23 protein-coding genes are annotated in these 18,866 nt (G+C 53.4%); 7 read left to right on the top strand and 16 right to left on the bottom strand.

Annotated elements, in window-relative coordinates; all coding sequences use genetic code 11:
- The 3 genes from M495_RS14425 to M495_RS14415 form a co-directional block, all read right to left on the bottom strand.
- Positions 1-834, bottom strand: a complete 834-nt coding sequence (locus M495_RS14425) for a carbohydrate ABC transporter permease (protein WP_020827410.1) — start codon at positions 832-834, stop codon at positions 1-3.
- Positions 824-1,765 carry a carbohydrate ABC transporter permease gene (locus M495_RS14420; protein WP_020827409.1) on the bottom strand — a complete coding sequence of 314 codons (942 nt, stop codon included), beginning with the start codon at positions 1,763-1,765 and terminating at the stop codon, positions 824-826. The genes M495_RS14425 and M495_RS14420 overlap by 11 nt, the downstream gene beginning before the upstream one ends.
- Before the next feature lie 61 nt (positions 1,766-1,826).
- Positions 1,827-3,101: an ABC transporter substrate-binding protein gene (locus M495_RS14415; protein WP_020827408.1), complete on the bottom strand. Its 1,275-nt coding sequence runs from the start codon at positions 3,099-3,101 to the stop codon at positions 1,827-1,829.
- Positions 3,102-3,841: 740 nt separating this feature from the next.
- On the opposite strand from M495_RS14415, the gene M495_RS14410 reads away from it, so the two are divergent.
- The 7 genes from M495_RS14410 to M495_RS14380 all read left to right on the top strand — a co-directional run bounded on the left by M495_RS14410 (position 3,842) and on the right by M495_RS14380 (position 13,317).
- Positions 3,842-5,056 carry an aspartate aminotransferase family protein gene (locus M495_RS14410; RefSeq protein WP_020827407.1) on the top strand — a complete coding sequence of 405 codons (1,215 nt, stop codon included), beginning with the start codon at positions 3,842-3,844 and terminating at the stop codon, positions 5,054-5,056.
- 52 nt (positions 5,057-5,108) lie between these two features.
- On the top strand, positions 5,109-6,143 hold the full coding sequence (gene astA / locus M495_RS14405) for an arginine N-succinyltransferase (protein ID WP_020827406.1): 1,035 nt from the start codon (positions 5,109-5,111) through the stop codon (positions 6,141-6,143).
- Positions 6,143-7,615 carry a succinylglutamate-semialdehyde dehydrogenase gene (gene astD, locus M495_RS14400; RefSeq protein ID WP_020827405.1) on the top strand — a complete coding sequence of 491 codons (1,473 nt, stop codon included), beginning with the start codon at positions 6,143-6,145 and terminating at the stop codon, positions 7,613-7,615. Before astA ends, astD begins: the two co-directional genes overlap by 1 nt.
- A 180-nt stretch (positions 7,616-7,795) precedes the next feature.
- Entirely contained in the window at positions 7,796-9,136 is a 1,341-nt protein-coding gene (astB, locus tag M495_RS14395; protein ID WP_020827404.1) for an N-succinylarginine dihydrolase, read from the top strand.
- 11 nt (positions 9,137-9,147) lie between these two features.
- The gene (gene astE / locus M495_RS14390) at positions 9,148-10,131 is read left to right on the top strand and encodes a succinylglutamate desuccinylase (protein ID WP_020827403.1); all 984 of its coding nucleotides are present in this window, start codon (positions 9,148-9,150) and stop codon (positions 10,129-10,131) included.
- 650 nt (positions 10,132-10,781) lie between these two features.
- A complete protein-coding gene (locus M495_RS14385; RefSeq protein WP_020827402.1) occupies positions 10,782-11,864 on the top strand; it encodes a porin in 1,083 nt (360 codons plus the stop codon).
- Positions 11,865-12,093: 229 nt separating this feature from the next.
- Positions 12,094-13,317 carry a tyrosine-type recombinase/integrase gene (locus M495_RS14380; RefSeq protein WP_020827401.1) on the top strand — a complete coding sequence of 408 codons (1,224 nt, stop codon included), beginning with the start codon at positions 12,094-12,096 and terminating at the stop codon, positions 13,315-13,317.
- Here M495_RS14380 and xis read toward each other — a convergent pair.
- The 13 genes from xis to M495_RS14310 all read right to left on the bottom strand — a co-directional run bounded on the left by xis (position 13,289) and on the right by M495_RS14310 (position 18,635).
- Positions 13,289-13,543, bottom strand: a complete 255-nt coding sequence (xis, locus tag M495_RS14375; RefSeq protein ID WP_041414676.1) for an excisionase Xis — start codon at positions 13,541-13,543, stop codon at positions 13,289-13,291. The genes M495_RS14380 and xis overlap by 29 nt on opposite strands.
- A gap of 524 nt (positions 13,544-14,067) precedes the next feature.
- Positions 14,068-14,247, bottom strand: a complete 180-nt coding sequence (locus M495_RS14360) for a hypothetical protein (RefSeq protein ID WP_020827398.1) — start codon at positions 14,245-14,247, stop codon at positions 14,068-14,070.
- A 20-nt stretch (positions 14,248-14,267) separates the two neighbouring features.
- Positions 14,268-14,429 (bottom strand): hypothetical protein, encoded by a 162-nt coding sequence (locus M495_RS25855; RefSeq protein WP_020827397.1) that lies wholly within the window; start codon positions 14,427-14,429, stop codon positions 14,268-14,270.
- 68 nt (positions 14,430-14,497) lie between these two features.
- Positions 14,498-14,776, bottom strand: a complete 279-nt coding sequence (locus M495_RS14355; protein ID WP_020827396.1) for a hypothetical protein — start codon at positions 14,774-14,776, stop codon at positions 14,498-14,500.
- Positions 14,777-14,799: 23 nt separating this feature from the next.
- Positions 14,800-15,054 carry a DNA polymerase III subunit theta gene (locus tag M495_RS14350; RefSeq protein WP_020827395.1) on the bottom strand — a complete coding sequence of 85 codons (255 nt, stop codon included), beginning with the start codon at positions 15,052-15,054 and terminating at the stop codon, positions 14,800-14,802.
- A 9-nt stretch (positions 15,055-15,063) separates the two neighbouring features.
- Positions 15,064-15,324, bottom strand: a complete 261-nt coding sequence (locus M495_RS14345) for a hypothetical protein (RefSeq protein ID WP_020827394.1) — start codon at positions 15,322-15,324, stop codon at positions 15,064-15,066.
- Between the two features lie 57 nt (positions 15,325-15,381).
- Positions 15,382-16,005, bottom strand: a complete 624-nt coding sequence (locus M495_RS14340) for a hypothetical protein (protein WP_020827393.1) — start codon at positions 16,003-16,005, stop codon at positions 15,382-15,384.
- Positions 15,995-16,228 carry a DUF7446 family protein gene (locus tag M495_RS14335; RefSeq protein WP_020827392.1) on the bottom strand — a complete coding sequence of 78 codons (234 nt, stop codon included), beginning with the start codon at positions 16,226-16,228 and terminating at the stop codon, positions 15,995-15,997. Before M495_RS14335 ends, M495_RS14340 begins: the two co-directional genes overlap by 11 nt.
- Positions 16,225-16,443 carry a Lar family restriction alleviation protein gene (locus M495_RS25850; protein WP_020827391.1) on the bottom strand — a complete coding sequence of 73 codons (219 nt, stop codon included), beginning with the start codon at positions 16,441-16,443 and terminating at the stop codon, positions 16,225-16,227. Before M495_RS25850 ends, M495_RS14335 begins: the two co-directional genes overlap by 4 nt.
- Entirely contained in the window at positions 16,430-16,807 is a 378-nt protein-coding gene (locus tag M495_RS14325) for a DUF5448 family protein (protein ID WP_020827390.1), read from the bottom strand. Before M495_RS14325 ends, M495_RS25850 begins: the two co-directional genes overlap by 14 nt.
- Positions 16,804-17,334, bottom strand: a complete 531-nt coding sequence (locus M495_RS14320) for a hypothetical protein (protein WP_020827389.1) — start codon at positions 17,332-17,334, stop codon at positions 16,804-16,806. Before M495_RS14320 ends, M495_RS14325 begins: the two co-directional genes overlap by 4 nt.
- Positions 17,331-17,786: a hypothetical protein gene (locus M495_RS14315; RefSeq protein WP_020827388.1), complete on the bottom strand. Its 456-nt coding sequence runs from the start codon at positions 17,784-17,786 to the stop codon at positions 17,331-17,333. The genes M495_RS14320 and M495_RS14315 overlap by 4 nt, the downstream gene beginning before the upstream one ends.
- A 3-nt stretch (positions 17,787-17,789) precedes the next feature.
- On the bottom strand, positions 17,790-18,635 hold the full coding sequence (locus tag M495_RS14310; protein WP_020827387.1) for a hypothetical protein: 846 nt from the start codon (positions 18,633-18,635) through the stop codon (positions 17,790-17,792).
- Positions 18,636-18,866: the final 231 nt, after the last annotated feature.

Genomic DNA, 18,866 nt, shown 5'->3' with positions numbered 1-18,866 from the left:
TTACCCTTTGACCGCCCCACGGGTGAGGCTTTCCATCATTTGTTTGGACGAGAAGATAAAGGCGATCAGCAGTGGGACGATCGCCAGGAAACTGCCGGTCATCACCAGGTTCCATGGCGTGGCGGTAGCGCCGCTCAGGCTGCGCAGCACCAGTTGGAGAATTTGCTTGTCCGGCGACTGCAATGCCACCAGCGGCAACATAAAGTTGTTCCAGGTATCGACCACCACCACGATCGCTACCGTCAGCAGTGCCGGGCGCATCAGCGGCAGGCCGATACGCAAAAATATCTGCAGTTCATTCAGACCGTCCATGCGTGCACTGTCGAGTATTTCGCTGGGCAGTGAGGAACTGACGTATTGCCGCACCAGGAAAATCCCGAAGATATTCACCCCGGCGGGCAGCCAGACGGCGGCAAACTGGTCGAGCAGGCCAACGCTTTTAATCACGAAGAAGTAGGGCACCAGGTTGACCACGCTGGGCACCATCATGGTCAACATGAGGGTGGTGAATAACACCTTTTTGCCCTTGAACTGATAGACGCTGAAGGCGTAGCCCGCCGCGGCGGAAACCAACACGCTGGTCAGGGTGGCCATGGCGGTGACATACAGGGTGTTGAGCAGCGAGCGGGTGAAAGGCACCTGTTGCTCCAGCCCCCGGTAGTTTTCCAGCAGGTGGCTGCCGAAGCGCAGCGACATGCCCATGATGCTGCGGGTGTCCTGCGTCGCCAGCAACGCCGACCAATAGAACGGGAACAGCGACAGCGAGGCGAACAGCGATACCAACAGGTAAATCACCAGCTTGCCGGTGTCGAAACGGCGGCCCTCAGCGATCATTTTTGAGTCCTCCACGGTTGCCGAAACCCCAAAACACCAGCGCACTCACCAGCGCAATCAGCAGGAACAGGATCCAGGAGATGGCCGAAGCGGTGCCCATATCCAGATAGGACCAGCCGGTCTTGTAGACGTACATCGACACCGTCAGGCCGCTGTTGTCGACACCGCCGGTGCCCTGCGTCAGGATCATGGGCTCATTGAACAGCTGCATGTTGCCGATCAGCGTCATCAGCGTGGCGAAGAAGATAAAGGGCGCCAGCAGCGGCAGTGCGATATAGCGGAATTTTTGCCAGCGGCCAGCACCGTCCAGCTCGATCGCTTCGTACAGGTCCGGCGAAATAGAGGCCAGACCGGTCATGTAAATCACCGTATTGATACCGGTGAACTTCCAGGTCACCTGATTGGCGATGGTGAAGCGGATCCAGTCGCTGTCAAAGAAGTTGATCGGCAACGCGGCGGCCAGCGCGCTCAGGTGCAGCTTGGCGGCCAATTCGCTTAACAGCTCGTTGACCATGCCGACCGGCGAGAACAGGTTGAACACGATCAGGCTGACGGCAACGGAAGAGGTGATGTAGGGCAGGAAGATCGCCGCCTTCAAAAAACGCCTGCCGCGCACGATGATGTGCAGCAGCGAATAAGCCAGGGTGATGGCGAACAGATGTTGGCACAGGCCGGACACCAACGTGATTTTAATGGTGTTGACCAGCGACACCCAGAAGGCGTCATCGGTGAAGGCATAGTAAAAGTTATCCAGCCCGACAAACTTCATCGAACTCAGGCCTTTTACCGGGTTCCAGGATTGGAATGAGAGAAACGCCGAGAAGAAGATCGGGAAGGCGTTGAACACCGCAAACAGCAGCATGAAAGGCAGCAGCAGCAGGTAGGCGGTGCGGTGATCGTGCAGCAGCCCTTTGAAAAATCGCTTACGCATAGACTCCCCGAACCGACGGAAAACGAAAAAAGGCGGCCGGTAAGCCGCCGTTGGCTGATGATTACAGGGCGCGCATCCGCCGCTCCAGCAGCTTATTGGCATCGCGCAGAGTGCTGTCGATGTCCTGATGCTGCACCAGGATCTTCTTCGCCGCTTCGTTGAGAATTTCGTTGGCGATATTGTCTTCCGGTGAGGAAGCTACGGGCTTGAGGTCAGGCACCAGGCTGGCGTAATAGCGCATCGAGTGTTGACCGCCGAGAATGCTGCTGGGCGTATCGAAGTAAGGCGCGTTATACACATCGAGGCGTGCAGGCAAGGTGCCGGCGGTTTTCGCGGCGTCGATCACCACGTCACGCTGCATAAAGTATTGAATGAACTGCCAGGCCGCCTGGGCATTCTTGCTTTGCTTGGGGATCACCAGCGTGGTGCCGCCTGCGTTGACCTTGATATTGCCCGGCACGCCCGTCACCCGCCACAGACCGGCTTTCGCACCGTCCGGATCCAGTTCTTGCTCGATGCGGCCTTCGTCCCACGGGCCATCGATATCGGCGAACAGTTTCCCCTGCCGGTACAGTTTGATGTATTCCTGCGAGTTGGTGGAGCCGTCCAGGGAGGCTGCCAGCCCTTTGTCATACAGCGTTTTGATCACCGTCATCAGCTGTTTGATTTGCGGTGAATCCAGGTTGGGCTTGCCGTCTTTGGTGTATACCGGCTTACCCGGCTCACTGTTCATGCCTACCACCAGCGGATTGATCAGGCTGGTGGCCGCCGGCAGCAGATAGGCGCCTTGCTCTTTTTTCAGCTTCTCACCGAAGGCGATAAAGCTGTCCCAGCTTTGGGTGATGTCCTCAATCTTTACACCCGCTTTCTGAACCATGTCGTTACGGTAGATCATGATCACCGGCCCGGTGTCGTAAGGCACGCCATAGATATTGCCGTCATTACCCTTAGCCAGGCTGATCATCGAAGGATCGAACTGCCAGCCCTGGCTATCAATGCTGAACGGCGGGGCGCTCAGGTTATTCAGGCCGCCGGAGTTGGCGAAGCTGCCGAGTTTGATGGTGCTGACGCTGAAGATATCGGCGGCGCCTTGGCCAACGGCCAACGCGGTGGTCAGCTTTTGATGACAGTCGGCGAAGCCGCATTTGATCGACTGCACCTGAATGTCCGGATGCGCCGCCTCAAAGTCTTTAATCACTTTGTTGATGTAATCATTGGGCAAATAGTTGGCGAAGGTAATGCTGGTGTTGGCACTGGCGGAAAGAGGCAGGCCCAGCAGCACGGCCAGTGCGACCCCGGTGATTCTTTTATTATTACGCAAGCAGACTTGAGCCATGATAACCCCGATCCTGTGCAGTCGATGTGGTGTGTGTTTTTTCATCATGGAACACGTGTTCCATTGAAATTAACCTATTATCGCGTCAGCAGACTGTCAACATTTTGTTCGGCAAGTTAACAAATATGAGATCTGACGCGGCAGTTGCCCAGGTTCACGCCCGATTTTGGCCCATACAGGGGCACGCAGAGCCTGTAATGACGCGGGTTTGCCCGCATCCGGTGCATTTTCTGCACCTGAATGGGGCAAAAGTGTGATGGGGAGCAAATCAGGCCAAATTATTTTTGCGAGCGCGATCAGAAATATCGAAGTTTTTTGTCATTGAATAGGATTTCGCAGCCAATGATGATTTTTCGCCTTATTTTTCCAATTATTCATTAGCAATGCATATTTATTGAATAAGTATGCATTATAAGCCGTTGTTTTACCGAAAAAAACCGCGTTTTTCGCCAAAAATCCCGTTTTGGCACGATAGCTGCTCTACACTCTTTATCAAACGGCATGTATTTTAACTGCTCGTTAACATTTATTCCCCGTTACAGGACCTGATACCCGGCATAAATAGCGAAAAACGCGAATGATGTAACAGATTTGTTTCTGAATAGGCGGTGAAAGGCAGAGTTATCACCGGCTAAAAAACGGATCGAACGGCGCGGTTTTTTATGTTTTGTTGTGGACCATCCAGGCTGGAGCGGCCCTTACAGTCAAAATTCAGTCTTTGCTGAAGTTATGAGGTCATTATGGAACAGCCAATCGCAGTTACCCGCCAGTCTTTCGACGACTGGATGGTCCCGGTTTATGCCCCCGCTGATTTTATTCTGGTACGGGGAGAAGGCTCGCAGGTATGGGATCAGCAGGGTAAGTCTTACATCGATTTTGCTGGCGGCATTGCGGTTAACGCGCTGGGCCATGCGCACCCGGTCGTGACCGCAGCGCTGGTGGAGCAGGCGGGCAAACTTTGGCACCTCGGCAACGGCTATACCAACGAGCCGGTGCTGCGGTTGGCCAAACTGCTGATTGACGCCACCTTTGCCGAGAAGGTGTTTTTCTGTAACTCCGGGGCGGAAGCCAACGAAGCGGCGCTGAAACTGGCGCGTAAACGCGCACTGGATAACGGCAACCACAGCAAGAACGAGATTGTGGCATTCAACAACGCCTTCCACGGCCGCACGCTGTTTACCGTGTCTGCCGGTGGCCAGCCTAAGTATTCCAAGGACTTCGCGCCATTGCCGGGCGGCATCACCCACACGCCATTTAACGATCTGGCAGCCGCTGCCGAGGTGATTAACGACCACACCTGCGCGGTGATCGTCGAGCCTATTCAGGGCGAAGGTGGCGTGTTGCCGGCCGATGCTGCTTTCCTGCAAGGCCTGCGTGAGCTGTGCGATCGCCACGATGCGCTGCTGATTTTCGACGAAGTGCAAACCGGCATGGGCCGTACCGGCGACCTGTACGCCTACATGCAGTACGGCGTGGTTCCTGACGTGCTGACCACCGCGAAAGCGCTGGGCTGCGGCTTCCCGATCGGCGCTATGCTGACCACTGACGAACTGGCCAAAACCCTGAGCGTCGGCACCCACGGCACCACCTACGGCGGTAACCCGCTGGCAACGGCGGTGGCGGGCGCGGTGTTCTCCGTCATCAACACGCCGGAAGTGCTGGAGGGGGTTAAGCAACGCCACCAGTGGTTCCTTGACGGCCTGAACAAGATTAACCAGCAGTATCCGATTTTCTCTGATATCCGCGGCGGCGGCCTGTTGATTGGCTGCCAGTTGACCAAGGACTACGCCGGCAAGGCGAAGCAGATCACGCAGTTTGCCAACGAAGAGGGCGTGATTGCCCTGATCGCCGGTCCGGACGTGGTGCGTTTCACCCCTTCACTGGTTATTCCTGAGCAGGATGTGAAAGAGGGGCTGGCGCGATTCGCGCGAGCCGTGGCGCGGATTTGCAGCTAACACACAGGCTGCGCCCTTACCGGCGCAGCCTGATTCAGACGAGGTTCGCATTATGATGATTATTCGCCCTATAGAGCGTCGCGATTTGGCTGACTTACTGACGCTAGCCGGTAAGTCCGGCATCGGTCTCACTTCCCTGCCACAAGATGAAGATACCTTGTCGGCACGCATTGAGCGGGCGTTAAAAACCTGGCAAGGCGAACTTCCGCGTGGTGACCAGTGTTATCTGTTTGTGCTGGAAGACAGCGAGCGCCAGCAGGCGGTAGGGGTTTGCGCGATTGAAGTGGCCGTCGGGCTGACTGAACCCTGGTACAGCTTCCGCGTCGGCACGCAGGTGCATGCATCCAAACAGTTGAACGTGTATAAATCGGTGCCGACGCTGTTCCTCAGTAACGATCACACCGGCCATTCCGAACTGTGCACGCTGTTCCTCGATCCGGACTATCGTCACGGCGAAAACGGCAAGCTGTTGTCGAAGGTGCGTTTCCTGTTTATCGCCGCTTTCCGTGAGCGTTTCTCCGCCCGGCTGATTGCCGAAATGCGCGGTTTCTCTGATGAAGAGGGCCGTTCGCCGTTCTGGGAGAGCGTCGGGAACCATTTCTTTTCCATCGAGTTCGCCAAGGCGGACTACCTGAGCGGCACCGGCCAGAAAGCGTTTATCGCCGAACTGATGCCGAAACACCCGCTGTATGTCGATTTCCTGGCCGAAGACGCGCAAAAAGTGATTGGCGAAGTGCACCCGCAGACCGTGCCAGCACGCCGGGTACTGGAGTCCGAAGGGCTGCGTTATCAGGGTTACGTCGATATTTTTGACGGTGGCCCAACGCTGGAAGCGGAAATCGATCAGATCCGCGCGGTCAAACAAAGCCGTCTGGTGAAAGTGGTGCTGGATGAGACCCCGATGCGCGCCGATGCGCCGGCTCTTTTGGTGGCCAACGATCATTATGAGAATTACCGCGCACTGCTGGTCAATGCCGATCTGTATGACGACCGTCTACATCTCAATGCCGCTACCGCCGAGGCGCTGGGCGTTGAACAAGGCAGCCCGGTGCGGGTCATCCCCCTTATTGCACAGGAGAAAGCGTAATGTCACATCCTGCACTCTTTATTAATGGTGCCTGGCAGCAAGGCCATGGCGCTGCGTTCAGCAAAACCGATCCGGTTGATAACCAACCGCTGTGGCAGGCCAACGCCGCCGACGGCAGCGATGTTGCTGCCGCCTGTGAAGCTGCCCGCGCCGCTTTTCCGGCCTGGGCACGTACTCCGTTCGAACAACGCGAACAGTTGGTGAAGCGTTTTGCCGCTTTGCTGGAAGAGCACAAGTCTTCTTTGGCGGCGGTGATCAGCCGTGAAACCAGTAAACCGCGTTGGGAGACGCTGACCGAAGTGCAGGCGATGATCGGCAAAGTGGCGATTTCATTGCAGGCCTACCAGGCGCGTACCGGCGTAAGCCAGACTGCGATGGCGGACGGTGCTTCGGTGCTGCGCCACCGCCCGCACGGCGTACTGGCTGTGTTCGGCCCTTATAACTTCCCCGGACATTTGCCGAATGGCCACATCGTGCCGGCGCTGCTGGCGGGCAACACCGTGGTGTTCAAGCCGAGTGAACTGACGCCGCAAACTGCCGAAGAAACCCTGAAACTGTGGCAACAGGCCGGGCTGCCCGATGGGGTTCTCAATCTGGTGCAGGGCGGGCGTGAAACCGGTGAGGCGCTGGCCGCCAGTGCGGATATCGACGGCCTGCTGTTCACTGGCAGTGCGGGTACCGGTTACCACCTGCATCGCCAGTTGGCCGGGCAGCCAGAAAAAATCCTGGCGTTGGAAATGGGCGGCAACAACGCGCTGATTATCGATCAGATCGAGGATCGCGATGCGACGGTTAACCTGGCGATTCAGTCGGCGTTTATTTCCGCCGGCCAGCGCTGCACCTGCTCGCGCCGCATTCTGGTGAAACGCGGCAGTGAGGGCGACGCTTTTATCGAGCGTTTGGTGCAGGTGGCGAGTGCGCTGCGTGTCGGGCGTTGGGACGCTGAACCGCAGCCGTTTATGGGCGGCGTGATCTCTTCGGCGGCGGCGGAAAAAATGCTGGCGGCGCAACATCACCTGTTGGCACTGGGCGGCAAAGCTCTGCTGACCATGCAGCGTCTGGAAAGCGGCACCGCGCTGCTCAGCCCAGGCATTATTGACGTGACCGGGGTGCGTGACGTACCGGACGACGAGTACTTCGGCCCGCTAACCACCATCATTCGCTATAACGACTTTGATGAGGCGCTGCGTATCGCCAACCAAACGCGTTATGGCCTGTCGGTTGGGCTGGTCTCGCCGCAGCGTGAGCAGTTTGATCATCTGCTGCTGGAAGCGCGTGCCGGTATCGTCAACTGGAACAAACCTTTAACCGGGGCTTCCAGTGCGGCACCTTTCGGCGGTGTCGGGGCGTCCGGCAACCACCGTCCGAGCGCCTATTACGCGGCAGATTATTGCGCCTGGCCAATGGCGTCATTGGAAAGCGAAAGCCTGACGCTGCCGGCCAGTTTGTCGCCGGGGCTGTCGTTTAATTAAATTTTACCCGTCGCCTTTCAAGCCGCAGCGGGGCGAATAAGTTCGCCCCGTTTAACGCGGGCACAGCATGTAGCGCCCCTACAATAACTGGGGATGAGCAAGCTGCTCGCCTGGCTGCAACTTGAAATTCATAGGGTATGTTTTGAGTAGGGCCGAGCTTGCTGGGCCCAGGAGAAAAGCATGTCAGGATATGAAGTCAATTTCGATGGTCTGGTGGGCCTGACGCATCACTATGCCGGGTTGTCATTTGGCAATGAGGCCTCGACCCAGCATCAAAACAGCGTGTCGAATCCGAAACTGGCGGCCAAACAGGGTCTGCTGAAGATGAAGGCGCTGGCGGATCTCGGCTTTCAGCAGGGGGTATTGCCGCCGCAGGAACGACCGCACCTGCCGATGCTGCGTAAGTTGGGTTTCAGCGGCAGCGACGAAACGGTCTTGGCGCAGGCGATGAAGCAGTCTCCGCGCCTGCTGTCTGCGCTCAGCTCGGCTTCTTGCATGTGGACCGCCAATGCGGCCACGGTTTCACCTTCGGCGGACAGCGCGGATGGCAAAGTGCATTTCACCGCGGCCAATCTGAACAACAAATTCCATCGTGCGATTGAGGCCGAGACCACCACCGGCGTGCTGCGGGCGATTTTCAACGATCCACGCCATTTCGCCCACCATGAGGCTTTGCCGCAGGTGGCGCTGTTTGGTGACGAAGGCGCGGCCAACCACAACCGACTGGGCGGCGATTATGGCAAGCGTAGCGTGCAGATGTTCGTCTACGGCCGACAGGAGTTTGGCGGAGAAATCGCCCCAACTCGCTATCCGGCACGCCAGACCCGCGAGGCCGGGGAGGCGATTGCCCGTCTGCACCAGTTGGATGAGCAACATACGGTGTTTGTGCAACAGAATCCGGCGGTGATCGATCAGGGCGTATTCCACAACGACGTTATCGCCGTCAGTAACCAGAATGTATTGTTCCACCATCAGCAAGCGTTTTATCAGCAGCAGCAGGCGCTGGATGAAGTGCGTCGCAAAATGGCGTCGCTGGACAGCGAACTGGTGGCGATTGAGGTGCCGACGGAGCGGGTTTCCGTGGCGGATGCGGTAGCGACCTATCTGTTCAACAGCCAAATTCTGACCAAGCCTAACGGCAAGATGATGATTGTGGTGCCGGAAGAGTCGCGCCAGCATCGCGGCGTGTGGGGCTATCTGAGCGAGATGGTGGCCAGTGGCGGACCAATTGATGAAATCAAGGTGTTCGATCTGCGTGAAAGTATGCGCAATGGCGGTGGGCCTGCCTGCCTGCGATTACGTGTGGCGCTGAACGAGCAGGAATTGCGGGCGGTCAATCCGCGCGTGATGATGAACGATACGCTGTTCGTTACGCTCAATGACTGGGTTGACCGCTATTACCGAGATCGTCTGACGCAGAACGACTTGGCTGATCCGCAATTGCTGCGTGAAGGGCGCGATGCGCTGGATACCCTGACGACCATCCTCGGGCTGGGATCGGTTTATCCTTTCCAACAATAGGCGATGTCATCATGTTTGATTTGTTGGCTCTGACGCTGGAAGGGCAAACGCCCGAAGAGCAACGGGGCGAAAATGCGGATTTACACTGGCGTTGGCTGGCGGAAGGCCTGCTGGAAATCACACCGCGCCGGGGATACCGGCAGGCGGTGGTGCTGTCGGCGGGGATCCACGGCAATGAAACGGCGCCGATTGAGCTGCTCAATCAACTGGTCAAGGATCTGCTTGGCGGCGAGCGAACTTTGGCGGTTCGGCTGCTGGTGATATTGGGCAACCCACCGTCAATGCGCGCCAATAAACGGTACCTGCACAGCGACATGAACCGGATGTTTGGCGGCCGCTATCGCGATTTCAGCCACAGCGACGAAACCATGCGGGCGCAGCAGCTGGAGCAGGTCGTCGCCGCGTTTTTCGACGGTGAGCAAGCGACACGTTTCCATTATGATCTGCATACGGCGATTCGTGATTCACGCTTACCGCGCTTCGGGATTCTTCCTTTCCAGACCGGGCCTTACAGTGCCGAGATGCTGGCATTGCTGGACGCGGCCGATTTGGATGCGTTGGTGATCCACAGTGCGCCGGGCGGCACCTTCAGTAATTTCACCAGTGAACATGCCGGCGCCGCCAGCTGTACGCTGGAACTGGGCAAGGCGCGGCCGTTTGGTAGCAATGATTTACAGCAATTTGCGGCCATTAACCGTGCACTGCAGGCGGCAGTCAGTGGCGAAGCCTTGCCGCAGCGAATGGGAGAGGCTCTGCGGGTGTTCCGCGTTGAGCGATCGCTGATCAAACGTAGCGAAGCGTTCAAACTGCATCTCAGTGATGATACCGCCAACTTTACCGAGCTGGAGCAGGGGACGTTACTGTGCGAACAACCGGGGGAGGAGTACCGGGTTCAGCATGCCAGAGAATGGATTTTATTCCCTAATCCCCAGGTCGCACTTGGATTGCGCGCCGGTATGGTGCTAATTGAAGCGCCGCGCAGCACGCTGTATTAACCTGCCAGTTTCGAATACGGTTTTATACTTACAGTATTTAGGGTTGTAGCGATGTCGGCTGCAACCTTAAATAACGGTGGTATATCCTGCTGCTAATTCCTGTTACTTCCCCTTCTTTATAGTCTCTCTATCGAAACTTATATTTTATGTTGAATTTATTTTTGCCGTCATTTTTTGATGGTTTGAATCGATTTAATTATTCGAAGCGGTAAAAGACTTGCTTAAAGCGTGGTGAAACGCACTAAATTACCGCAATGACTTTACTCAGATAAAAATGTGAAATAAGTAACGTTATTAGTAACCATGCTAAGATTCATGGTATTTATGAATCGAATGGAAAGCATACAAAAGGAAACTAAATTGCACCTTTATGGTGCGTTGCACCAAATTGGTTATAAGATATGTAATAAATATCAATATGAATCAATGGGTTGATTGACCTCTTTGTTGTAATATTTAGTTACAAATAAACATGCTTTATCCACGGTGTTTTATGAACTTTTTTATTTTAAGTTTGGATTCATGATGCTAATGTCACATGGCTTCTTAATTAGAGGCGCTCATAAAACACTAAATGATAAAGATCACAGCCCAAACCATAAATTGGGCGTGATGGGCAGAAATTAAAATTATAATATCTAGGAAAATAAATGATGAAACGCAGTGTATTAGCCTTAGCTATTGCCTTAGGGGCAATGACCTCCTTTGCCAACGCGGCAGAAATTTATAATAAAGATGGCAATAAACTCGACCTGTACGGTCGCGTAGCCGCCAAACATGTTTTCAGCGATGACAAATCCGAAGATGGCGACAAGACTTATGTCCGCTTCGGTTTTAAAGGCGAAACGCAAATCAATGACCAACTGACCGGTTACGGCCAGTGGGAATACAACGTCCAGGCCAACCACGATGAAGCGCAGGGCACTGCCGGCACCAAAACCCGTCTGGGCTTTGCCGGCCTGAAATTCGCCAACTACGGTTCATTCGACTACGGCCGTAACTACGGCGTGGTGTACGACGCAGAAGCCTATACCGACATGCTGCCGGAATACGGCGGCGACTCCTACAGCTACACCGACAACTTTATGACCGCGCGCTCCAACGGCCTGGCTACCTACCGTAACCGCGACTTCTTCGGCTTGGTGGAAGGCCTGAACCTGGCGTTGCAGTACCAGGGCAAAAACGACAGCGACAGCCGCGGCGTGACCAAACAGAACGGCGACGGTTACGGCATGTCCCTGGATTACCAGGACATCGGCGGCTCCGGTATCGGCGTAGCGGCGGCATTCTCGGATTCTAACCGCACCAGCGATCAGAAAAAATCTGATTACGGTAAAGGCGACAGCGCAACGGCCTGGACCACAGCGATTAAATACGACGCCAACCAGGTTTACCTGGCTGCCATGTACGCCGATACGCGCAACATGACGCCAATCAGCGGCAATGGCGTATCTGGCTTCGCCAACAAAACGCAGAACTTCGAAGTTGTGGCCCAGTACCAGTTCGAAAACGGTCTGCGTCCTTCTCTGGCCTACGTGCAGTCTAAAGGCAAGGATATCGAAGGGATTGGCGATGTTGATCTGGTGAAATACGTGGAAGTGGGTGCGACTTACTACTTCAACAAAAACATGTACACCTACGTTGACTACAAAATCAACCAGTTGAACGACGATAACAAACTGAAGCTGAGCACCGACGACGTCGTGGCAGTGAACCTGACCTATCGTTTCTAAGTTTCAACACCATTACCTTCTTCCTGTGTCGGGACGAGGTGGCTCGCTCTACTCATTATCAACCCATGCCAAAAATTGGTGTTGAGACGAGATGGAGCGGGCCTTTTCTTTTTATGGCATCCCAACCCATCCCACCACATTTTATATATAATCCTCATTGGTTGTGTCCATCCGTATGTCCATTGCCTATACTCGTTAGAATTTTCTTTCTGCGAATATGGTGCTAACAATGGCTCTATCTGACTCATTCTTAAAATCCAAGCTTGGTAAGGCGCGTGACAAGATTGAAGAGAAGTCTGATCGCGACGGTCTGTGGGTGCGAATTTCAGTCAAGGGCTCTATTACATTCTTCTATCGGTACCGGCTGAATGGCAAGGCTGACAAGGTGACGATTGGGAGTTACCCCGCAATTGGGCTGAAAGATGCAAGGGCGGAAGCTGCAAGGTTTTCTACTCTTGTGGCTAACGGTGACAGCCCAAAGCACTCAAAACTGATTGATGAGACGAGGAGGGGGCAGTCTTTCGAGAGCCTGTATCGTGAATGGCATGGGTTGCTAAAATCGACGACAGTAACCGGAGATCAAATTCTCAGAACGTTTGAAATCCACATTTTTCCGATTATTGGCGACCTCCCTGCGAGCAGAATCACCATCCATACTTGGATCACTACACTGGAAAGGGTTGCGAAGTCACAAGCAGAAACCGCAGTAAAGCTGATATCAAATGCGAAGCGGTGCTATTCATGGGCCAAGAAGCGACAGTTAGTCGATGAAAACCCATTGCTGGAGATAAACGCTTCTGACTTTGGCATCAAACCAAAATCTGTCGAACGCTCGCTGTCTGCTGAAGAGATTTCTATCGCCTGGCATGCCATAGATGGTGGCAGGATAACGCAAAGCAACAAAGACCTTATCAGGCTATGCCTGTTTTATGGGTGCCGCGTTGGAGAGCTCAGGCTGGCAGAGGAGGGCCATTTTGATTTTGACAAGATGACATGGACAGTCCCTCCAGAGAATCACAAAACTGGACTGGATACCAAACGGCCCATAGTTAGGCCAATGAATGAATTTGTTGGGGAGATAGTAAAAAGAAGGGTGAAGGCATCTCCGGGTAGGTTCGTTTTTTCCACCAAAGAGATACCTTTAAAGGCAAGTGCTCACGTGACGGTGATAGCAGGGCTTAACAAGGCGATAAGAAAGAACCACCCAGAGTTTAAGCCCTTCACTATTCACGATTTGCGGCGTACAGCGCGGACGATGTGGTCTAGTATCACTGAGCCACACGTTGCTGAGGTTATGCTTGGGCACAAACTCCCTGGCGTGTGGTCTGTCTATGATAGGCATGACTACATGAAGGAAATGACTGTTGCTTATGATAGGTGGCTCGCTAAGCTGATGGCGATCGTTAATCCGGATGTTGTCGAGTTCAAGCAGCGCGACGAGAAAACCGCCTAGTTTTTTCGTGTAAGTGCTCGGCTGGCTTGATCTTAGCTCGCTGACTCTCTGCAAGCTGCCATTCTGCGACTTTTGAAGTAAACCATTTGTTAGCTGAACCGACGCCGTAAAAATCAGGCTCAGGGAATGGATTTACGTCTCTATGTCGCAGTCTGTGCATTGACGAGTTGGAAATTTTCAGCAGAGACCGGATGTCTTCGCTGGTTAACATTTCTTCTGCTTTCATTAATGAGACTCCTTATCTATGAGATGCACGTAATAACTCAGCCATAATTTTGCGCTGAATTTACCTGGAGGAATTGCGGTGATTTTCTTGGCGTGAGAGTTTAGAATTTCGGTGGTGATAGGGTCGTGCAGTTGCTTCGGCTTGCCTTCGGTCTGGGCAATGATTTCAGTCCTGCATCGTCGGGCTACAGACCTGATAGCGTTCTCTATCGTTGTATCCATTGCAGCATCCTATCCATAGAATCCCCAGCCCAGCACAATCACGCAAATCACTAGCAATGCCACAGTAACCACAGCATCCAGACATGAACTTTTGATAATCATGCTGCCACCCTCCGTTTGTTTATCTTCTCCAGCTGTTGTAGCCGGTGATCTTCCCGGCACCCTTCATCACAGAACATCCCTTTAGCTATCTTTTCCCTGCACCACTCGCTTGCACAGAACCCAGTAAACGTCACCGGTGGCTTTCTGTTTGCCAGCGCCACATCACGCAAAAATGTTTCCAACTCGCTTGCTGCTTCGAATTCATCGCACATTTTCTTTCCCACCTTTATTCAACAAATCGTTTTTGACGACTTCTAAAATTACGACGGTGGCCACCGATGACAACTGGCCGTGGTATTCGCTGATTAGCTCGGCTATACGCAGGCCAAGCTCACGCTCTACTGGGAATCGCTTCTCAGTAGGTAGGTTGTGAATTGTCATAAGGGATACTCCGAGAGAGGTTACTTGGCTGCCTTGCCTTTCCTGGCCTTGAGGCAGTCTTTCCATACTTCACGCGCAAAGTCTGTGCGGGGGATGCTCAGAACCCTTCTCCGCGCTTCGGTTAACCCTGTTGCTGGATTTTGAATAAGCTCATCCAGCCACTTTTCAAAAGTGTCTGTCATGATGTGCTCCTAGATTTTTGGTAATAAAAAACCCCGCAAATGCGAGGCTGCATCGAACCTTTTATGAACTAGAGTGGGGCAGGCTTATTCTTTATAGCGAATAAAATCTGATCTATCTCATGGCTATCTATCTGTCCTCCGGAAACCCCAACAAGATAACGATTGCCATCCCCGGATTTGTGAATATGAACTCCATAAGTCTTGAATCCATTCCTGTATATAGGTTCCTTTCCATCCTCCATATCCTGATTATTCACTTGGGGTACATAAACCACATTGTCATTTCTCTCTGCTCGATGAATCGAGGCAGTCTTATCAGCTTCGATGAGCAAATAATCTACTTCCATTACTACCTCTCCTTTTGTTGCGGTCATTTCTTTCCGTTAGCATCAGTCATCTGCTGATAGCGCGGATCGTTTGGCCCTGGAAGCTTAGCGCTAACTCCGCGATAGTGCTGCAGGCGTTCGCGGAAATACTCACGCTGGCTTTCAGGCTGCTCAGACTCAACCTGATCAGCTATCACTGGCATATTCATACGCTCCTTGTATGCCACGCCTGATGCCGCCAAATCTACGTTAACCTTCTCACGCTCTTCTGGCGACTTGTCGCCTAGGTTGTATGACATAGCCAAATCCTATGTAAGGGTAAAGTCATCGTCGAATGCAGTGTAGCCTCGCTCGACTCTCTTCATTTCGAAAATGAACAATATCCCGTCGTACAGTGAAGTTGGTCGATCATACTCCAGAATGAACACATCGTGATAGGTTCGCCCGAGCCAGTAGCCGCCGCCGTACTCCTTGAGGCGCTGGAAGAACACCCATCCACCTTCTACGAAATTGGGAAGAGTTTCGCCGCGATAGACGACTTGATAGCCGAGTCCGTTTTTTGTTGTCATGCTTACACCACAATAAATACTGTTTATACATACAGTATAAATACGGTGGTGTGAGAGTCAATTGCCGCCCTCCGGTGCCGCTGCCTGAATAAGCGATAGGACATACTCAGCTTGCTGGTCTTCGATAACGCTGCAGTCCTTGTACATGAGAATTTTAGCGCCCGTTGATTCATCGAGCCGCCAGTCTGCTGGCAATTTGTAACCGCTACTTACAGGCGTAGCCAGCTTGGCTTCCAGCTCGGCGCGTTCTTCACGCCAGGAATCACGCATTGCCAAAGTTTCCGCCTGCCAATTATCGCGTTCACGTTCCAGCACGGCGATGCGCTTTTCTGCCGCTCCCAACGCTCGCCCTAAATCGACGTTTTTCTTCTCAAGCGATTCGATTATGTCCTGCTGCTGGTTGATATGGTTTTCCTGTGCTTCATGCACCGCACGACTAGAGGCCCGCGTTGCTAGTTCGTCTTGCTCAAGCTCGGCGATGCGCTTATCCTTCGCCTCATTGTCTGCCAGCAGGGCGATGATGATGTTTGTTTCATCGTGGCTTGTGAGCCGGGATAATTCGGCATCTGCTTCGTCCCAAGCCTTAATAGAATCGATATCTCTTGGGTTTTCCCGATGAGCCTTGAGCGTCAGAGAATATTTCGCGGCTGCCGCTTTCAGTTCGCTCAGCTTATTGTCCATCTTTGACCTCCCGAACCTGTACGCTTATCACCAATTCACGACCATCCTTGAGGCGGTAAACCTTGCTCTTTTGCGTGTGAAACAGGTGTTCAGCAACAGCCTCACATGCCATATCTGTCACATCAGTTTTCTTTCCTACGTAACGGGACTTATCCATGTCTACCGTGCCGTAATAAATATTCCCGGTCAGCGGGCTGGCACCCATCGTTTTTATCTTGCTCATAATGCTTTCTCCTGGGCCTCGGCCCGCTGGTTCCATGCAGCAATAAGCAGCACCTCAGTGTTGCGGGTCATAGTTATTACTGCTCGATCGGTGCAGATATGGCGCAACGCATACGAGTGAATTGCGTAGCGCATGCCAGTCCAGTTCTGATTAGGAGCTATAAACGTTTCACCCGCACCGCAGAACGGGCAGGGCTTCAGTTCATTTGCTGGCATCACGCACCTCCGGATCCGGATAGCAGATGTCATCGAAATATTTCGCAGCTACTTGCATGTTGAAATGGTCGAGGTTCATTTCTTTAACTCGGAACGTAACGCCGACGATACCCGTGCATTTATTCACGTAATCACGGCCTTCCTGGCCTTCGGCAACCCATTTCTGTAGGCCTTCTGTGCGAAAGGCTAAGCAACGCAGTGCGGAATCCATATCAACGAAATGTTCAACCTCGGTGATGCAGGAAAGCACGTAATACGTGATTACTTTCGGTCCGTCTTCGCGGCGTTTGAGTTCACGCTCCACGCCGCTTTTCAGGTCGGCAAGTTCGTGGTCATTAAGATTTTCGATGTCGCGCTCTTTCATTTGGCCTCCACTTGCTTCAGTGCTTCACGTACAACATCCAGAATTCGTTCCAGGTACTGGTATTCGTGATTAGGGACGGTAGGCCAGCGCGCATACCAAGGGTCATCACCAAATAAACACGTTGGCGAAGAAACACCCCTTGAGCAGACGTATTCCTTTACGTCGTCGGTGTATTCGCATTCACCCCATAGTTTGCGAGCGTCAGCACGCGATAGTTCGTCATCACGACGCAGCTTGCAGATTTCCTGCTTCACAAACTCCAGGTTCGCTTCGTTGTCGTCATCGACTTCGCTGTTTAGCTGCGGGGCAAAATTGCCGATCAGATAGTCATTCGATACGCGAATGAAAAACGCCTGTACGGTGTCGCCACCCATCGCAAACCATGCAGACGTCCATGCCTTGCCATAGCAGGTGATAGTGATGCGGCCTTTGCCTGGCTCGTAGTTCTCAGCCATAACGCGGATAGGGTCAAGGCGTTCGACTTCTGTGATTTCGAGGCTCTGAACTTTGGTTTCGGTGATTTTCATTTGGCCTCCCGCAGCTCTTTAGCTAGACATTCAAGAGCCATGACAGGGATGCCAATGTGCCCAGTGCTTGCGAACATATTCATCAGGCGTTCGATGGCCTTCTCCACCCCCTGCGCCTGGATAGCTGCAAGTGCTGCGTCAGTGGCTGGGGTTTCGGTCTTGGTCGCTTCAATAATCGACTCGCACAGATCCGAGTATTGGAATGGGCCGCAGTTGTGAGAGTTTCGGCAACCGTTGAATGCCTGCCTACGGAGATCGGCGGAAGATTCCTTCAACGCCGCATTCTCCACAGCCAGCGCATCGCGCTCAGCTTTCACACCTTCCAGCTCAGAAAACAACGTTGCATAGTCACCGTGTGCCACGTAGCCGCCCTTCGAAGTTTCAAACATGCCGGGGAGTCCTGACTCATAGCTGAAACCAGGTTCATATCGTTTTGTTTCGTATACGTTCATTGTTCACCCTTGATTTTCGTGTTTGATTTTTGGCATGCGGCCGCGTGGCCTTGGCTTCATATCTGGGTACCGTCCACTGGCGATGAGCACAGCAATGCGACTGACGATTCGTTTGGAATCACGGCTCATAATTTCGGTTATTTGGCTGATGGAATAACCTGCCTGATAGAGGGTCGCGAGTTGGTCTTCGTCGTCCTGGCTCCACGCTTGATAGTGGAATGCCGAGGAGAAACCGTGCTCATTAGCCCATGTGACAATTGACTGATAGGGTCGCTGGCATACCTTGGCTATTTCTGCAGCGGATACCTTTCCGAGTCGCTCGGTGATGAACTTAATTTCTTCAGCTGAGTAGCCGTCAAAGCTAACCAACTGCTGCTCTATCTGGGTTGGCGTTAGCCGATATCCGCGCTGGATAGCGTTTTTAATGGCTGTGTTAAACGAGAATGGATTGACGATTGACGCCAGTTCTTCTCCCAGAAAGATAGATGCCTTAAAACGCAGCTCAGCCATATCTGGCTTGTCTTTGCCTACGTTAATCAGTAGATGGTTCAGGTACTGGACTTCACCAGGCATCAGCTTGCTGCAGGGTAGGTCATCCTCTTTGACGACCGTGTGAATCACCCTGTAGCTGTCAGTGAATAGCTGATAGACGTAGGTGTAATTGCCGTCAGGGGAGTGCAGTCCATCGACTGGCAGGTACTGCGTCCAGCCTAGTTTAGCCAGCGGTGACTCCCGACTGAGATTCTCCAGCTTGAATGCAGAAATAACCTTCCCCGGAGACGTCATCACGTTTCCGTGAGAAAGGGCTTCTCTGCGAAAGTTATTCGCATGAAGAGGGTGGGTGCTCATGATGACCTCCGGAGTGGAGTTATTCGTTGACGCTGAATCGCCAGTCTTTGCGTTTCTCCAGCACCATTCCGAGTGACTTGGCTTTCTGGTCGGCGGCCCAAAATTTTGGGATTCTCGTACCGTCAGGGAACTCCCAGCAGGTACCAACAATCCGAACAACCGTCTGTACTTGTCCGGTTGGTTCACTTGCTGTAGGTGTGTAGGGGTTATCCCTACTGAATGGCCTGCGTT

This window comes from Serratia liquefaciens ATCC 27592, from assembly GCF_000422085.1.
In the GTDB taxonomy this organism is placed as follows: Bacteria; Pseudomonadota; Gammaproteobacteria; order Enterobacterales; family Enterobacteriaceae; genus Serratia; species Serratia liquefaciens.
The sequence above is the reverse complement of the archived record's forward strand: the minus strand, read 5'-3'. Positions and strand labels throughout refer to the sequence as shown.

Coding starts and splice junctions, on each gene's coding strand:
- M495_RS14425 (WP_020827410.1), bottom strand. CDS start 834: ATGATCGCTGAGGGCCGCCGTTTCGACACCGGCAAGCTGGTGATTTAC.
- M495_RS14420 (WP_020827409.1), bottom strand. CDS start 1,765: ATGCGTAAGCGATTTTTCAAAGGGCTGCTGCACGATCACCGCACCGCC.
- M495_RS14415 (WP_020827408.1), bottom strand. CDS start 3,101: ATGGCTCAAGTCTGCTTGCGTAATAATAAAAGAATCACCGGGGTCGCA.
- M495_RS14410 (WP_020827407.1), top strand. CDS start 3,842: ATGGAACAGCCAATCGCAGTTACCCGCCAGTCTTTCGACGACTGGATG.
- astA (WP_020827406.1), top strand. CDS start 5,109: ATGATGATTATTCGCCCTATAGAGCGTCGCGATTTGGCTGACTTACTG.
- astD (WP_020827405.1), top strand. CDS start 6,143: ATGTCACATCCTGCACTCTTTATTAATGGTGCCTGGCAGCAAGGCCAT.
- astB (WP_020827404.1), top strand. CDS start 7,796: ATGTCAGGATATGAAGTCAATTTCGATGGTCTGGTGGGCCTGACGCAT.
- astE (WP_020827403.1), top strand. CDS start 9,148: ATGTTTGATTTGTTGGCTCTGACGCTGGAAGGGCAAACGCCCGAAGAG.
- M495_RS14385 (WP_020827402.1), top strand. CDS start 10,782: ATGATGAAACGCAGTGTATTAGCCTTAGCTATTGCCTTAGGGGCAATG.
- M495_RS14380 (WP_020827401.1), top strand. CDS start 12,094: ATGGCTCTATCTGACTCATTCTTAAAATCCAAGCTTGGTAAGGCGCGT.
- xis (WP_041414676.1), bottom strand. CDS start 13,543: ATGAAAGCAGAAGAAATGTTAACCAGCGAAGACATCCGGTCTCTGCTG.
- M495_RS14360 (WP_020827398.1), bottom strand. CDS start 14,247: ATGACAATTCACAACCTACCTACTGAGAAGCGATTCCCAGTAGAGCGT.
- M495_RS25855 (WP_020827397.1), bottom strand. CDS start 14,429: ATGACAGACACTTTTGAAAAGTGGCTGGATGAGCTTATTCAAAATCCA.
- M495_RS14355 (WP_020827396.1), bottom strand. CDS start 14,776: ATGGAAGTAGATTATTTGCTCATCGAAGCTGATAAGACTGCCTCGATT.
- M495_RS14350 (WP_020827395.1), bottom strand. CDS start 15,054: ATGTCATACAACCTAGGCGACAAGTCGCCAGAAGAGCGTGAGAAGGTT.
- M495_RS14345 (WP_020827394.1), bottom strand. CDS start 15,324: ATGACAACAAAAAACGGACTCGGCTATCAAGTCGTCTATCGCGGCGAA.
- M495_RS14340 (WP_020827393.1), bottom strand. CDS start 16,005: ATGGACAATAAGCTGAGCGAACTGAAAGCGGCAGCCGCGAAATATTCT.
- M495_RS14335 (WP_020827392.1), bottom strand. CDS start 16,228: ATGAGCAAGATAAAAACGATGGGTGCCAGCCCGCTGACCGGGAATATT.
- M495_RS25850 (WP_020827391.1), bottom strand. CDS start 16,443: ATGCCAGCAAATGAACTGAAGCCCTGCCCGTTCTGCGGTGCGGGTGAA.
- M495_RS14325 (WP_020827390.1), bottom strand. CDS start 16,807: ATGAAAGAGCGCGACATCGAAAATCTTAATGACCACGAACTTGCCGAC.
- M495_RS14320 (WP_020827389.1), bottom strand. CDS start 17,334: ATGAAAATCACCGAAACCAAAGTTCAGAGCCTCGAAATCACAGAAGTC.
- M495_RS14315 (WP_020827388.1), bottom strand. CDS start 17,786: ATGAACGTATACGAAACAAAACGATATGAACCTGGTTTCAGCTATGAG.
- M495_RS14310 (WP_020827387.1), bottom strand. CDS start 18,635: ATGAGCACCCACCCTCTTCATGCGAATAACTTTCGCAGAGAAGCCCTT.